At 72.1% G+C, this 15,007-nt stretch carries 14 protein-coding genes; 7 read left to right on the forward strand and 7 right to left on the reverse strand.

The features are described 5' to 3' along the window. Positions 1-488: 488 nt before the first annotated feature. Genes JQN83_RS27480 through JQN83_RS27500 form a run of 5 tightly spaced genes read left to right on the forward strand, consistent with a single transcriptional unit; the run spans position 489 to position 5,007 of the window. Entirely contained in the window at positions 489-1,685 is a 1,197-nt protein-coding gene (locus tag JQN83_RS27480) for an ABC transporter substrate-binding protein (protein ID WP_208570056.1), read from the forward strand. A 26-nt stretch (positions 1,686-1,711) separates the two neighbouring features. Then, the gene (locus JQN83_RS27485) at positions 1,712-2,599 is read left to right on the forward strand and encodes a branched-chain amino acid ABC transporter permease (protein ID WP_208570057.1); all 888 of its coding nucleotides are present in this window, start codon (positions 1,712-1,714) and stop codon (positions 2,597-2,599) included. Continuing rightward, positions 2,596-3,570: a branched-chain amino acid ABC transporter permease gene (locus JQN83_RS27490; RefSeq protein ID WP_208570058.1), complete on the forward strand. Its 975-nt coding sequence runs from the start codon at positions 2,596-2,598 to the stop codon at positions 3,568-3,570. Before JQN83_RS27485 ends, JQN83_RS27490 begins: the two co-directional genes overlap by 4 nt. After that, entirely contained in the window at positions 3,567-4,325 is a 759-nt protein-coding gene (locus JQN83_RS27495; RefSeq protein WP_208570059.1) for an ABC transporter ATP-binding protein, read from the forward strand. The genes JQN83_RS27490 and JQN83_RS27495 overlap by 4 nt, the downstream gene beginning before the upstream one ends. Next, positions 4,306-5,007: an ABC transporter ATP-binding protein gene (locus JQN83_RS27500; protein WP_208570060.1), complete on the forward strand. Its 702-nt coding sequence runs from the start codon at positions 4,306-4,308 to the stop codon at positions 5,005-5,007. The genes JQN83_RS27495 and JQN83_RS27500 overlap by 20 nt, the downstream gene beginning before the upstream one ends. A gap of 53 nt (positions 5,008-5,060) precedes the next feature. Here the strand turns inward: JQN83_RS27500 and JQN83_RS27505 are convergent, their stop codons facing one another. The 7 genes from JQN83_RS27505 to JQN83_RS33945 form a co-directional block, all read right to left on the reverse strand. Then, on the reverse strand, positions 5,061-5,633 hold the full coding sequence (locus JQN83_RS27505; protein ID WP_208570061.1) for a DNA-3-methyladenine glycosylase I: 573 nt from the start codon (positions 5,631-5,633) through the stop codon (positions 5,061-5,063). Between the two features lie 24 nt (positions 5,634-5,657). Further along, entirely contained in the window at positions 5,658-6,512 is an 855-nt protein-coding gene (locus tag JQN83_RS27510) for an arylamine N-acetyltransferase family protein (protein WP_208570062.1), read from the reverse strand. 74 nt (positions 6,513-6,586) lie between these two features. Next, positions 6,587-7,189 (reverse strand): mycothiol-dependent nitroreductase Rv2466c family protein, encoded by a 603-nt coding sequence (locus JQN83_RS27515; protein ID WP_208570076.1) that lies wholly within the window; start codon positions 7,187-7,189, stop codon positions 6,587-6,589. Between the two features lie 52 nt (positions 7,190-7,241). Then, on the reverse strand, positions 7,242-8,504 hold the full coding sequence (locus JQN83_RS27520) for a sulfate adenylyltransferase subunit 1 (RefSeq protein ID WP_208570063.1): 1,263 nt from the start codon (positions 8,502-8,504) through the stop codon (positions 7,242-7,244). After that, the gene (gene cysD / locus JQN83_RS27525; protein ID WP_208570064.1) at positions 8,504-9,436 is read right to left on the reverse strand and encodes a sulfate adenylyltransferase subunit CysD; all 933 of its coding nucleotides are present in this window, start codon (positions 9,434-9,436) and stop codon (positions 8,504-8,506) included. The genes JQN83_RS27520 and cysD overlap by 1 nt, the downstream gene beginning before the upstream one ends. A 38-nt stretch (positions 9,437-9,474) precedes the next feature. Further along, positions 9,475-10,722: an ABC transporter substrate-binding protein gene (locus JQN83_RS27530; protein WP_208570065.1), complete on the reverse strand. Its 1,248-nt coding sequence runs from the start codon at positions 10,720-10,722 to the stop codon at positions 9,475-9,477. Next, positions 10,719-11,894, reverse strand: a complete 1,176-nt coding sequence (locus tag JQN83_RS33945) for a sulfotransferase family protein (protein ID WP_208570066.1) — start codon at positions 11,892-11,894, stop codon at positions 10,719-10,721. Before JQN83_RS33945 ends, JQN83_RS27530 begins: the two co-directional genes overlap by 4 nt. Positions 11,895-12,194: 300 nt before the next feature. Between JQN83_RS33945 and JQN83_RS27540 the strand changes: the two genes are divergently transcribed. Further along, positions 12,195-13,025, forward strand: a complete 831-nt coding sequence (locus JQN83_RS27540) for an aminotransferase class IV (protein WP_208570067.1) — start codon at positions 12,195-12,197, stop codon at positions 13,023-13,025. Then, a complete protein-coding gene (locus JQN83_RS27545) occupies positions 13,022-14,842 on the forward strand; it encodes a class I adenylate-forming enzyme family protein (protein WP_208570068.1) in 1,821 nt (606 codons plus the stop codon). The genes JQN83_RS27540 and JQN83_RS27545 overlap by 4 nt, the downstream gene beginning before the upstream one ends. Positions 14,843-15,007: the final 165 nt, after the last annotated feature.

A 15,007-nucleotide genomic window follows, 5' to 3' on the forward strand; every position in this document is an offset into this window, starting at 1 on the left:
CCTCCGGTCGGCGGGCGGTCACGCCCGCGGCGGGGCGCACCGCCCATTAGACGGTCGACGCCGGTTGCCGTCCGAGCGGACGCGCCGACCCCACCCGGGAACGGACAGCACGACACCGCAGGCGCGACGCCCGCGGTGTCAGGTGCGACCACCCCAGGGGTACGCGTGCCCCGGGGGCGTGGACCGTCGGCGGAACCGTCCCGCCGGCCGTACGCGCGCACGGGAACTCCTCACCTGGTCGGACCGGACGGCGACCAGCAGCGTGCCACGGGTCGCCGGGGCGGGAAACGGCCACTTGCCGCCGGTCGACGGGGCCAATCACCGCCGCCCGGGACCGGATGGCGCACCCCGTCCACTCCTCGACGACACCGGCACCGCCCGCCACCGGAGTGGACCCGGACCGCTCGACGATGTGGCACTGGCCGCCCCCGACAGCCGGCCATACCTTCAGGCCACTAATCCTGCTCGATACGTTCGGGAGTTGGGTCATGACCGGAATCAACCGCAGGACATTCCTCGGCCTCACCGCCGGCCTCGGCGTCGCCGGCCTCACCGGCTGCGGCAGCAGCCTCGGCGCCACCGCGGTCAGCAGCGGCACCGACACCGTCAAGGTGGGCCTCGTCATCCCCCAGGCCGGGGTCTACACCCCGCTGGGCGTCGACATCCAGCGCGGCTGGGACCTCTGGCTGCGCCAGCACGACGGGCGGCTGGGCGGTCGCCGGGTCACCACCGTCGTCGCCGACGAGGGCGAGGGACCGCAGACCGGGGTGCCGGCCGTACAGAAGCTGCTCCAGAACGACCGGGTCGACGTGCTGGTCGGCGTCGTCAGCTCCGCCACCGCCCTCGGCGTACGGGACCTGGTCACCAGCGCCCGCCGGCTGCTCGTGATCGCCAACGCGGGCGCCGGTGCCATCACCAGCACCAACCGCAGCCCCTACATCTGGCGTACCTCGTTCACCAACGCCCAGGTCGCCGCCGCGATGGGACGTCACCTGGCCACCAGCGGCGTCCGCCGGATCTACGCCATCGCCCCCGACTACGTCGCCGGCACCGAGGCGATCAAGGGGTTCAGCAACGCCTACCGGGCCGGTGGGGGCACCATCGTCGGCCAGAGCCAGCCGCCGTTCGGCAAGACCCAGGACTACCAGCCCTTCCTCAGCCGCATCCAGTCCTCCGGCGCGCAGGGCACCTTCTGCTTCTTCGGCGGCGCCGAGTCGGTGGCCTTCGTCAAGCAGTACGCCCAGTTCGGCCTGTCCCGCACCATCCCGCTGTACGCGTCGGGCTTCCTCGTCGAGGGCGGCGTGCTCGGCGCACAGGGGCAGGCGGCCGACGGGGTGCTGTCGACCCTGCACTACACCTCCGAACTGGACAACCCCGCCAACGTCGCGTTCGGCCAGGCGTACCGCGCCGCCTACGACGCCGCCCCCACCGCCTACGCCGTGCAGGCGTGGGACGCCGCCGAGGTGCTCTCCCGCGCCATCGCGCAGGCCGACGCCGTCGACGGGGACAGCCTCGCCGGGGCCCTCGACTCGATCGGCGTCATCACCGACAGCCCCCGTGGCCCATGGTCCTTCACGCAGCAGTCGCCCCGACAGAACTTCTACCTGCGCCGGGTGCAGACCCGGGCCGGCGCACCCGTCAACAGCGTCGTCGCGGACCTCGGCCCGCTCGACCCCCAGTCGTAGCCGTACCACCGGACGGAGCCTCCGCGATGCCCACCACGCAGATCGCCGTGACGGCGATGGTGAACGGCCTGGCCATCGGGCTGCTGCTGTTCATCACCGCCGCCGGCCTGTCCCTGATATTCGGCATGATGGACGTGCTGAACCTCGCCCACGGCGCACTGTTCCTCACCGGGGCGTACCTCGCCTGGTGGATCGGCGGTGAGCAGCAGACCTGGCCGTCGCTCGCCCGGGCGGTCGTCGCCGTCGTCGTGCTCGGTGCCGCCGCCGGTGGCCTGCTGTCACTGCTGACCGCGCCGCTGTCGCGGCGTTCCCACCTGGAACAGGCGTTACTCACCCTCGGCATCGCCCTGGTCGCCGCCGACGTCCTGTCCGCGCTGTTCGGCGACGACGTCCGGGCCACCGAGCCACCCGCCGGCCTGGACGGCACCGTGACCATCGCCGGCTGGAGCTACCCGAGCTACCGGCTCGCCCTCGTCGGGGTAGCCGCCCTGCTCGCCGCCGCCGTGTACTGGACCGTCGAACGGACCTCGCTGGGTGCGCTGTTCCGCGCGACGGTCAGCGACCGGGACATGGTCGCCACCGTCGGGGTGGACCCGCGCCTGGTCCGTGGCGGCGTGTTCGTCCTGGGCTCGGTGCTGGCCACCCTCGCCGGGCTGCTCGGCGCACCCATCTACCACGCCCGCCCCGGACTGGACACCACGATCCTGGTGCTCGCCCTGGTCGTCGTGGTGGTCGGTGGGCTCGGCTCGATCCGCGGGCCGCTCATCGCCGCCCTGCTGTTCGGCCAGGTCGAGTCCGTCGGCCGGGCGGTGCTGCCCGGCCTGGCCTCCTTCCTGCTCTTCGGCACGCTCGCGGCGGTGCTGGTCGTCCGCCCGCGCGGCCTGTTCACCCTCGCCCCCGGAGGACGACGATGACATCCCTGGTCCAGACCCGGGCCCCCGCCCGCCCCCGGCTGGGCACCGGGTTCCGCACGGTGGCCGCGACCACCGCCGGCACCCTGGTGCTGGCCGCCGCCCCGCTCTACCTCGCTCCCTACGCGACGACGACGCTGACCCGCATCCTCGTCTTCGGACTGCTCGCCGCGAGCCTCAACCTGCTGGTGGGCGTCGTCGGACTGCCGTCGCTGGGACACGCCGCGTTCTTCGGCGTCGGCGCGTACGCCGCCGCCTGGACCGCCACCCACCAGACGACCGGTGCGGGGACGCTCCTGGTCGGGGTGGTCGTCGCGGCCCTGGTCGCGCTGGTCGCCGGGGCGGTCGCCGTCCGCACCCACGGGGTGTTCTTCCTCATGCTGACCCTGGCGATCGGGGAGCTGACCCAGCAGGCCGCCGACAGCTGGGAGGCGGTGACCGGCGGCTCCAACGGCTTGTACGGGGTGCCGGCACCGTCGATGTTCGGCACGGTCCTCGACCAACCCGCCACGACCTACTGGTACGTGCTGGGCTTCTTCGTGGTGGGCATGCTCGCCCTGCGCCTGGTGTCCACGTCGACCCCCGGTGTGGTGCTGCGGGGCATCCGCGACAGCGAGGACCGGATGCGCGCGTTGGGCTACCGGACCACCGCGATCAAGCTCGGCGCGCTGGTCTTCGCCGGTGCGGTCGCCGGACTGGCCGGCGGGTTGCTCGCCGCCCAGCAGCGACTGGTGACCCCGGCCGACGCCGGCTTCGAGACCTCCGCGCTCGCCCTGCTCGCCGTGGTGATCGGCGGCACCGGTTCCTGGTGGGGGCCCTGCCTCGGCGCGGCCCTGGTCATCGTCGTACGGGACTCGCTGGGCGCGACCCTCGACGGGCACGGCCCGCTCGCCCTGGGGCTGCTGTTCGTCCTCGTCGTCTACCTGCTGCCCCGGGGGATCGCCCACATCCGGCTGAGGAGGGCCACGTCATGATCGATCTGCTCCGCTGCCAGGACGTGCACCACCGCTACGGCGCGCTGAGCGTCCTGCGTGGCGTACGGCTGACGGTGGCCGCCGGGGAGCGGCACGCACTCATCGGACCCAACGGCGCCGGCAAGAGCACCCTGCTCAAGCTGATCGCCGGGCAGGAACGCCCGTCCGCCGGGACCCTCCACTACCGGGGCCGGGACGTCACCCGCGAGCCGGTCCACCGACGGGCCCGCGCCGGCATCGGCCGCAGCTTCCAGCACTCGACCCTGCTGGGTTCGCTCACCGCCGCACAGAACGTGGCCCTGGCGCTGACCGGTGGTCGGCTGCTGGCCCGGCACACCGACCGGCAGCGCCGCGCCGAGGTCGACGCCGCGCTCGCCTCGGTGGACCTGGGCGACCTGGCGGACCGGCCGGTGACGGCGCTGTCCTACAGCCAGTGCCGACGCCTGGAGATCGCGGTGGCGCTCGCCGCGAAACCGCAGCTGCTGCTCCTGGACGAGCCGGCGGCCGGCATGTCCGGGGAGGAACGGAGTGGGCTGGTGGAGCTGCTGCGCGGCGTACCGCCCACCGTGACGATCGTGTTCGTCGAGCACGACCTGGACGTCGTCTTCGACGTCGCGACCAGGGTCAGCGTCCTGCACCTCGGCACCGTGCTGCACAGCGGCACCCCCGAGCAGGTACGACGCAGCCCCGAGGTGCAGCAGGCGTACCTCGGCGGCCGGATGGAGGAGGTGCACGGTGTTCCTGGAGGTGCGTGAGCTGACCGCCGGCTACGGCCAGGGGCAGGTGCTGCACGGGCTGGACCTCGACCTGCCGGCGGGGCAGGCACTGGCCCTGCTCGGCCGCAACGGGGTCGGCAAGTCCACTTTCGTCTCCACCCTCGCGGGGCTGCTGCGGCCCACCGGCGGGCAGGTGCTGCTGGACGGTCGGGACGTCACCGGCTGGCGGGCCGACCGGCTCGCCCGCGCCGGGGTGGCGCTGGTGCCGCAGGGGCGGCGGGTGTGGCCGACGCTGACGGTGCACGAGCACCTCGCCCTGGCCACCCGGCACGGCGGCCGGACCTGGCCGACCGAGCGGGTGTACGAGTTGTTCCCCCGGCTGGCGCAGCGGCGGCGGCACCTCGCCGGGCAGTTGTCCGGCGGCGAACAGCAGATGCTCGTCATCGGCCGGGCCCTGGCCACCGACCCGCGGCTGGTCCTCATGGACGAGCCGTCCGAGGGGCTGGCGCCCATCGTCGTCGACCAGGTGGCCGAGGCGCTGCGGGTGGTGGTCCGGGAGGGGCTGACGCTGCTGCTGGTGGAACACGACCTGCACCTGGCCCTCGGGGTGACCCAGGAGGCGGCGGTGCTGGTCCGGGGGCGCATCGCACACCGGTGCCCCACCGGCGAACTGCGCGGGGACCTGCCGACGGTGCAGCGTCTGCTGGGCGTCGCGGGCTGAGCACGAAACCGGGTGCGGCCCCGTCAGGCGACGGGGCCGCACCCGGACCGGGTTCAACCGTCGACGGCGCGGTGGCAGCCCACCAGGTGGTCGTCGACCATCCCGGTCGACTGCATCAGGGCGTACGCGCCGACCGGGCCGATGAACCGGAACCCGCGCCGCTTCAGCTCCCGGGCCATCGCGGTCGACTCGGGGGTCCGGGCCGGCACCTGCGACGTCGAGCGGGGACGGGGCCGCGCACCGGTCGGCGCGTACGACCACAGCAGGGCGTCGAGGTCCCCGGCCAACGCCACGACGAGCCGGGCGTTGCCGATGGTCGCCTCGATCTTCGCCCGGTTGCGCACGATGCCCTCGGTGCCGAGCAGCCGGGCCACGTCGGTGTCGTCATAGCCGGCGACGGTCTCCGGATCGAAGTCGTCGAAGGCCGACCGGAAGGCGTCCCGCTTGTGCAGGATCGTCGACCACGACAACCCCGCCTGGAAGGTCTCCAACGCCAGGTGCTCGAAGAGCGGGGCCTCGCCGTGCACGGGCCGGCCCCACTCGTCGTCGTGGTACGCGACGTACACGGGGGTGGCGGTGCACCAGCCACAACGCGGCACACCGTCAGCGCCGGTGCTGATCTGCATGTCGTCTCCTGTCGGGGCAGCGGGTCAGCCGGCGGCGCTGCCGGGGTGCCGTGGCAACCGCTGCCACAGCCCCCGCAGCCCGGCGGCGTGCCGGTCGTCGAGCCGCAGGAGGAACGTGTCCTCCAGCTCCCGACGCCACTCGTCGAAGGTGGTCAGCGCCCGCCGGTGCACACCGTCGCCGTCGATGCGGGTCAGCAGGCGGTCGACCAGCGACCACACCACCTCACCCGGGCCCCGGTTGGTCACGATGAACCGGCGGACGAAGGTGGAACCCGGTGCGGTCGAGAGCAGCCGGTGGGCCGCGGCGAACTCCTGCGGCTGCGCCGGCCGGTCCTCCCAGTCCATCACCGTGAACGACCCCCGGGGATCGTGGGTGAACCGCCAACCCCACGCCGTGCGCGCGAAACCGAAGGTCAGCGGCGGCTGCCGGACCACGCCGGGACGTAACGGCACCGGACCCAGCAGCCCGTCGCCGAGCCCGACGTCGACGAACCAGCGCCGACCCTCCACGGTGACGGTCATGGTCAGGTGGTTGGCGAACTCCACCCCGTCGGGCAACGCCGGCGCCTTCTTCACCTGTCCCCGGTGCAGGGTGACGTCGAAGCCCAACGCGGCCAGCAGCGCGGCGAACGCCCCGTTGAGGTGGAAGCAGTAGCCGGCGTCGCCGTCGGCCAGCCGCGCGGCGTTGCCGGCCGGGTCGACGTCGGTGGGTAACCCCAACCGGATGTCGAGGTTGTGGTAGGGAACCCGCCGGACGTGACGCTCGTGCAGTCGGACCAGCGTGGCCAGGTTCACCCCCGGCCGGCCGGGCTCGTCCAGACGGGCGAGGTAGCGCCGCACCACCTCGTCGCCGATCCTGGGCACAGACGGCTCCTGCATGTCGGGACGGTCACCTTCCTGGGAAAAACGCCGGGGCGGCGCCATCGGTGAGATGGCGTCGCCCCGGCCGGTCGTCAGCGGGTCTGCGGGCCACTCGTGCGGCTGCGCTTGAGCTCGTAGAAACCGGGGGTCTGGGCGACCAGGAGGAAGCCGTCCCACAGCCGGGCGGCGTCCTCACCGCGCGGGGCGGGCGTGACCACCGGGCCGAACAGCGCCACCGGATCACTGCCGGGCACGTGCACGTGGATGGTCGGCGTGCCGACGTCCAGCCCGACCGGCTGCATCCCCGCCAGGTGGCTCTTGCGCACCGCGTCGTCGAGCCCCGCGTCGTCCGCCGCGTCGGCCAACTCACCGGGCAGGCCGCACTCGGTGAGCGCCGCCTTGTACAGGGCCGGCCCGTACGACTGGCCCTTGACGTGCCGGCGGGTGCCCATGGCGTCGTAGAGCGACCGGACGGCGTCCGGCCCGTGCTGCTGTTCGGCCGCCATCAGCACCCGCACCGGCCGCCGCCACGGCCCGATGTTGCGCTGGTAGAACGCGTCGATGTCGGCACGTCCCTCATTGAGGGCGGACAGGCTCATGATCCGGAACCGCACGTCGATCGGGCGTTGCCGTTCGGCGTCGAGCAGCCAACGCGACGTCAGCCACGCCCACGGGCACACCGGGTCGACGAACATGTCCACCAGGATTCGGTTCACTTCGGGCACCGTCGTACATCCTTCGGTTGAATCATCGGAACGCCGGACCGACCAGTCCGGCACTGAGGGTCGCCCCGTCGCGCGGGTCGATGAGCAGCAGCGACCCCGTGCCCCGGATGAGGCGGTAGGGGTCCGCGGCGATCGGCTCGTCGAGGTCCAGCACCACGCCCGCGATGTCGTTGACGGCCAGCGGATCGGAGTTGGGGGTGTGCTCCAGCGTGGCGAGGTCGAGCCGGTCGACGATCGACGTGACCGTCCCTCCCACGACCCGGGTCTGGTGCTGCACCAGCACCCGGGCGCCCTCGCCGAGCCGGCGCTCCGCGACGTGGCAGAGCGTCGCGGTGACCTGCCGGGTCGTCGTCGGGATCCGGTCCGCCGCGACGATCATGTCGCCGCGTCCCACCTCGCCCTCCCCGTCGAGCTGCACGCTGACCGACATGCCGGCGCGGGCGTTCTCGATGGGCGTGCCGAGCCGGTGGATGGCGGTGACCACCGCCGGCCGTCCGGCGGGCACGACCAGCACCTGCTGCCCGAGACGGAGCTGACCGGCGACGAGCTGGCCGGCGAGCGATCCGTCGGGCAGGACGTACTGCACCGGCAGCCGGGCCGGCAGGGCGGTCAGGTCCTCGTCGAGGTCCACCCGCTCCAGGTGCTGCAGGAACGTCGGCCCGGTGTACCACGGCATCTCGGTCGAGGCGTCGACGACGTTGTCGCCGCGCAGCGCCGACAACGGGATGGACCGCACGTCGGGAACCCCGAGGGAACCCGCCAGCCGGCGGAACTCGTCGTCGATCTCGGCGAACCGGTCCTCGGCGAAACCCACCAGGTCCATCTTGTTGACCGCCAGCACCACGTGCGGGGTGCGCAGCAGCGCGGCCACCGCGGTGTGCCGCCGGGTCTGGGTCACCACGCCGTGCCGGGCGTCGACCAGGATCACGGCCAGGTGGGCGGTCGACGCGCCGGTGACCATGTTGCGGGTGTACTGCACGTGCCCGGGGGTGTCGGCCAGGATGAACCGGCGGTTGCCGGTGGCGAAGTACCGGTAGGCGACGTCGATGGTGATGCCCTGTTCACGTTCGGCCCGCAGACCGTCGGTCAGCAGGGCGAGGTCGGCCTGGCCGTAGCCGCGGGCGCGGCTGGCGGACTCGACCGCCTCCAACTGGTCGGCCAGCACCGACTTGGAGTCATAGAGCAGGCGTCCCACCAGGGTGGACTTTCCGTCGTCGACGCTGCCGGCGGTGGCGAGCCGCAGCAGCTCACCGTCGCGGGCAGTCTCGAGGCTGAGCGTGGTCACTAGAAGTACCCCTCCCGCTTGCGGTCCTCCATGGCGGTGTCGGACAACTTGTCGTCGGCCCGGCTCGACCCGCGTTCGGTGATCCGGGACAGGCTGATCTCGGCGATCACCTGGTCGATGGTGGCGGCGTCGGACACCAGCGCGCCCGTGCAGGACATGTCCCCGACGGTGCGGTACCGCACGGTGCGTTCCTGCAGCTGCTCGTCGCGGCGCGGGCCGCCCCACTCCCCCGGCGTCAGCCACATCCCGTCGCGCAGGAAGACCTGACGCTGGTGGGCGAAGTAGATGGCCGGCAGCGGGATCTCCTCCCGGGCGATGTAGTTCCACACGTCGAGTTCGGTCCAGTTGGACAGCGGGAACACCCGCACGTGCCCACCCGGGTCGTGTCGGCCGTTGTAGAGGTTCCACAGCTCCGGGCGCTGCTGGCGGGGGTCCCACTGCCCGAACTCGTCGCGCAGCGAGAACACCCGCTCCTTGGCCCGCGCCTTCTCCTCGTCGCGCCGCCCGCCGCCGAACACGGCGTCGAAGCGGTGCTGGGTGATGGCGTCGAGCAGCGGTACGGTCTGCAACGGGTTGCGGCTGCCGTCGGGCCGCTCGGTGAGCCGGCCGTCGTCGAGGTAGTCCTGCACGTGCGCCACCCGTAGCGTGAGCTGGTGCTCCGCCACCACCTTGTCGCGGTACTCGATCACCTCGGGAAAGTTGTGCCCGGTGTCGACGTGCAGCACGGGGAAGGGCAGCTGGCCCGGCAGGAACGCCTTGCGGGCCAGGTGGAGCATGACGGCGGAGTCCTTGCCGCCGCTGAACAGCAGGACGGGTCGCTCCAGCGTGCCCGCCACCTCACGGATGATGTGCACCGCCTCGGCCTCGAGCACGTCGAGGTAGGACATCCGCAGGTCGGATGCGGTTTCGGATGCGGTCGAAGTGAACGCCATGGCGTTGTCTCCCCACAGGTGTCGGCCGGTCGGGCCGGTCAGTTCGAGGTGCCCGGCCGCACGTACCCGGCGGTACGCAGCTCGGGCGGGTAGACGATCGGCACGGTGGAGATGTCCTGGTCGATCTCCTGGTACTGCTGCAGCACCACCGGGGGTGGGCTGTGGTGCCAGTGGGTCTCGCCGCGGGCGAAGCTGACCGGGCCACGCCAGGTGTCGAAGGTGCCCTTCTCCAAGGCGTCGATCAGTTCCGCCCGGCCGACCCCGTCCGCCTGGCGCAGGGCCTGGGCGATGATGGTGATGTCGGTGAAGGCGTTGAGGGCGGTGTCCGGCGGCGGCGTGCCGTACGTGTCGCGGTAGCGGTCCACGAACCACCGGCCGATCGGGGTCAACCCCGACCAGTTCGGGCTGAACTGGGTGGCCGGCCAGACCATGTGCAGGCCGTGCACGCCGAGCGCCTTCCAGTAGTCCGGCGCCCGCAGCGGCCACTGGAAGGGTGCCAGCATGGGCACCTGCGGCAACAGCCCGATCTCGGCGGCCTGCTGCACGATCAGGTGGTTGGTGCGGACCACCCCCACGTTGATCACCACGTCCGGCTGCCACTGCTGGATCTCGCGCAGCTGGGGGCGCAGGTCCGTGGTCGACTCCTGGGGGAACTCCACGGAGTACAGCTCCATCGGCTCCTCGGCCGCCTGCAACTCGGCGGTGAGCAGCGCGGCGGCGCTGCGGCCGAACACCGTGTCGGCGTGGATCAGGCCGACCCGCCGGAAACCCTGGTCGGCGGCGAACCGGATCAGCACCGGGGCGCGCTCGGCCATCGAGGTGAACGTGCGGAAGACCGCCCGCCGCTGCCGCGCGGTGACCCCGGGGTGGGCGTTCTCGATGAACAGCGGCACCCCGATCCGGTCGGCGAGTTCCGCGACCTCCTCGGTGTAGCGCAGGTGCCAGGGGCCCAGGACGGCCAGCGCCCCGTCGACGATCGCGACCTTCGCCAGCGCGCCCACCGCCGAGCGGGGCATCGTGCCACCGTCGAGGGTGACGGTCTCCTGGTCGTCGCGGACGACGAAGTCGAACTGGAGTCCGTCGCGGATGCCACCGTGATCCCGCACGTACTCGGCACCGATCAGGGCGCCGCGGGCGGTCAGCGTGCCGGCCGTGGGGTCACCGGGCAGGGACAGCGGGGTCACGATGCCCACGGTGACCGTGGGGGCACCCGCCACCGTACGGGCGAAGGCGCGGAACTGTTCGTTGACCGTCTCCAGCACCGTGGGCTCCGACGTCGTGCTCACACCCGTCCTCCGATCTGGTACTTCGTCAGGTATGCGGAGAAGCGCTCGTCCAGCTCGTCGGCGTCCAGGCCGTAGTCCTCGGCCCGGTAGACGTGCTTGCCGAGCTTGTCCTTGCGGTTCGCCGCGAGGTAACCGCGGAACGCCTGCTCGACCTCGCCGTCCCAGCGGGCACCGAGGAAGTCGCAGATCTCGGCCATCACCGCGATCGGGTCGGCCATCAGACGCTGGTAGTCGACGTCGAGCACCGGCGTGTCGGCGAGCTTGTCCCGCTCGGCGCGCGCGAACAGGTCGAGCATCTCCGCGAAGCGTTCGGTCCAGAGCCTACCGAGCGCGAGGCGGTCCACCTGGTCGGCGCGCGCGAGGCGGATGATCTCGGTGAGGCTGCACGTCGAGGGGATGGTGACGCTCGGGGCGCGGTGCATGTAGATCAGCCGCGCGTCCGGGTAGGTGCGCGCCAGCGCGTCGGCCCGCCACAGGTGGAACGGGTCCTTGAGCACCAGCGTGTCGGTGGGCACCCGCCAGACGATGTGCTGCATCAGGTAGCGGTGGTAGTCGTAGGCGTCGTACTGGTCCTGGGTGCGCAGCCACTCGCCGTAGCTGGGCACGGTGTAACGCAGCTCGTACGCCATCGTCTTGAACGTCGGCGCGGTCAGCCGGTGGTCCTCGTCGGGGCGGTGCGGCTCCCACAGGTGCACCGGCTTGAGCGCCGGCGCGACGGTGTAGTAGTCGGTGCAGAAGTTCTCCGCCGCCTGGACGAGCGCCTGCCGGGTCGCCTCGTCGCGGCCGTCGGTCGCCGGCGCCATCAGCTCCCACAGGTCGGGGGAGCGCAGGTCCGGGTGCTGGCCGAGCAGGTTGTGCATCAGCGTGGTGCCACTGCGGGTCATGCCCGTGATGAACACCGGCTGGTTGATCTCGACCGAGGCGATCTCGGGGTTCTTCACCCGGGCCCGGTACGCGGCGGCCTGGGTGGCGAGCGCGGCGACCAGGGCGCCCCGGACAGACCGCCGACCGGCCTCGTTCAGGCCGCCCTCGGCGTCCAACGACCGCAGCAGCCGGTCGAGGGCGTCGAGGTGCGCGAACTCGTAGTCCGGGACTCCCACCCTCTCCCGGGCTGCCTCGACGAACTCCTCCACCCGGTAGGTGTCCTGACTGGGTTCGATGACGGCGGTCACGGCGTACTCCCCTCTATCTGGCGGCAAACGCGGCGGATCGGGCTGTCGGTCGGTGCGCCCGCCCCGAGGGGCCGGATCGACCGGGGACCGCGACGAATGTGAACAACAGTCACGGTAGGTAGCGACGATAGGCACCCGGCCACGGTCGGTACAGGGCCACATCAGTGGTTTCCACGGGACCAAAGCCGGTGCCGACAAGTGGCCCGGAAGCCGGTGCCAACGTGGCTCTGGAGCGGCGGCGGACGGCCGCCCTATGGTCGGCCCAGCCAATCGGCGATGCACCGCGGATCGGAGGAACGAATGCCGCCGGCGACTCGGGCCGCCCCCCTGCTGCTGTGGGAGACGGGGGTCCGCGAAGGAATCGAGGACAGTCGGTACCGACCCGTCGTCGCCGACTCCTGGCTCCTCACCGAGGGCCGGGCACGGGCCTACCCACTGCACTGGCAGCGTTTCGACGCCGCCGTACGGAGGTTCGGGGTCTCGGCGCACCGGGTGGCGTCCTTCGGGACGTCGGTCACCACGGCACTGCCCCGCTCCGGGGTGTGGTTCCCCCGCATCGAACTGCACCTGGTCCCCACGCAGCGGCTGGCCCTGCGGCTGCGTCCCGCCCCACCGCTGGTCAGCCAGGCACGCGGCTGGCTGTGGCCCCATCCGGACCCCCGACGGCTGCCCCACCTCAAGGGGCCCGACTTCGAGGAACTGGAGAAGATCCGGGCCGCCGCCCAGGACGCGCAGGCCGACGAGGCCCTGCTCTGCGACGAGCAGGGGCTGGTCCGTGAGGGGGCGTTCAGCACGATCTACTGGTGGTCCTCCGGCGTCCTGCACACCCCGCCGGACGACGGGCGCATCCTGCCCGGCGTCACCCGTCGGCTGCTGCTGGCCCGCTGTGCCGAGCTGGGGCTGCCGGTGCGGCACCGGCTGCCCAGCGTGGCGGAGCTGCTCGACAGCGAGGTGTGGATCACCAGCGCCCTGCACGGCATCCGAGTCCTGACCCAGATCAACGGACAACCGACCGCTCCCGTCCACGAGCGGCGGTTGCACGAATGGCGCGCCCATCTCGACGCGCTGGCCGAACCCCTGCCCAACCCCGAGGCCATCTGGCCGCACCGAAGCACCGAGGAGGCACCATGAAGCTCAGGTCACTACAGCGTTATCTGGCATCGGTCCCGCGCATGCACTTCGGGCGGTCGCACCGGGGCCTGCGGGCCCGGCTGGAGCTGCTGGCCACCCGACAGCTCGGCGCCGGCGACTTCCTGTGGCACGCCCTGGAACGGGGGCAGGACCACGACGCCCCGCTGTTCCACCACCTGCCGCCCGGCGGCGGCCCGGACGACCTGGTCGTCTACAGCCTGGCGACGCTGCGCGACCAGACCGAGCGGTACGCCCGGTGGTACCACAACGCCGGGGTCACCCACGGCGACCGGGTCGGGGTCTTCACCCGCAACGGCATGGCGAGCTTCGTGCACTTCCTGGCGCTCAACAGCCTCGGCGCGATCCCCGCGGTGATCAACCCGAACATGGTGCCCGACACCGCCGCCAAGTACCTGTCCCGGCTCGACGCGGTCGGTGTGGTGGTCGACGCGGACAAGCTCGGCCCGCTGCTCAACGGGATGGCCGACGCCCGGCCGTTCCAGTTCACCGCCTCGCAGGAGGCGATGCACGCCGCGCCGCCGGCCGGCCCGCTGCCCGGGGTCTACCCGTACCGGCACGGCGACCGCGACCCGGTGCTCATCTCGCACTCCTCGGGCACCACCGGCATGCCGAAGGCCGCCACGTTCGGCCACCGTCAGTTCTTCGCCGGCAAACGCCCCCGGATCATGACGCTGCCGTCGGGCCCGGACGACAAGATGCTGCTGGCCTTCCCCGCGTCGCACTCGTCGGGCTACAGCTACATGATGATGGCCACCCTCATCGGCCTGCCCACCCTGGTCATGGAGTCCCAGGACGGGGCGACGGTGGCCCAGGCGATGCGGTGGTGGAAGCCCAGCGTGGTGACCGGCTTCCCGATCACCTTCACCGAGATGCTCGCGCTCGGCCTGGAACCGTCCGCCGCGGCGAACGTGACGACCTGGATCAGCACGGCGGACGCCTCGCACGAGGCCCACGTCCGGGAGCTGGTCCGGCTCGGCCGGCACCGGGAGAACGGCAGCTGGCGGCCGGGGTCGCACTACCTCGACGGGCTGGGCGCCTCGGAGATGGGCATGGCCCTGTTCCTCAACATCCACGGCCCCAAGACCAACGCCTACAACCGTTGTGTCGGCTACCCGGAGCCGATCGTCGAGGACGCGGTCGTCTTCGACGAGGACGGTCGGGAGCTGGGCCCCAACCAGGTCGGCTACCTGGCGGTGCACACCCCGACGGTGACCCTGGGCTACTGGGGCAACCACGAGCTGACGCACAAGTCGATCCGCAACGGCTACTGGCTCACCGGTGACATCGGCTACAAGGACGACAAGGGCCGGTTCTACCACTACGACCGGACCACGGACGTGATCACGACGCGGCGCGGCCCGGTCTACAGCCTCACCCTCGAGGAGGAGATCTTCAAGGCGTGCCGGGCGGTGGTGGACTGCGCCGTCGTCGGGGTGGTCGACCCGGTCGAGCCGACCTCGTTCGCCCCGATCGCCGCGCTGCGCCTGATCGACGGTGCGGACCTCAGCGCCGAGGAGCTGCTGACCCGGGTCAACCGGGCGCTGCGGGCGGCGGGCCGGCACGAGCTGGCCGCGGCGGTCATCTCCAAGGGCGACACCAAGATCCCGCTGGGTGTCACCGGCAAGGTGCTCAAGCGTGAGGTGCGCGCGCAGTTCGCCCAGCTGCTGCTGACCGACGACGACGGTGGGCTGGACGTGGCGCGGACCCGCACCGAGCAGTCGGTCCTGCGGGAGCTGAGCGCCTCGTCGACGCCGGCCGGGACGCCGCAGGAGCAGCGGGCCACCTCGGCCGCCTGACCGGTCTCCGTGGGGCGGGCGGTTCCACCGCCCGCCCCACGGCCTCGTGTTTTGACCGTTCTGTGGGCAGGGTGGTCTGGCGGTGTGGTGTGGGTGTGTTCGTGGTGGTGTGGTGGAGGGCTGTCATTTGCCCTTGTGGACGGCGTTTTTGCGGATGACCGGATA

The sequence above is a fragment of the Micromonospora antibiotica genome (genome assembly GCF_017599305.1).
GTDB lineage: Bacteria > Actinomycetota > Actinomycetes > Mycobacteriales > Micromonosporaceae > Micromonospora > Micromonospora antibiotica.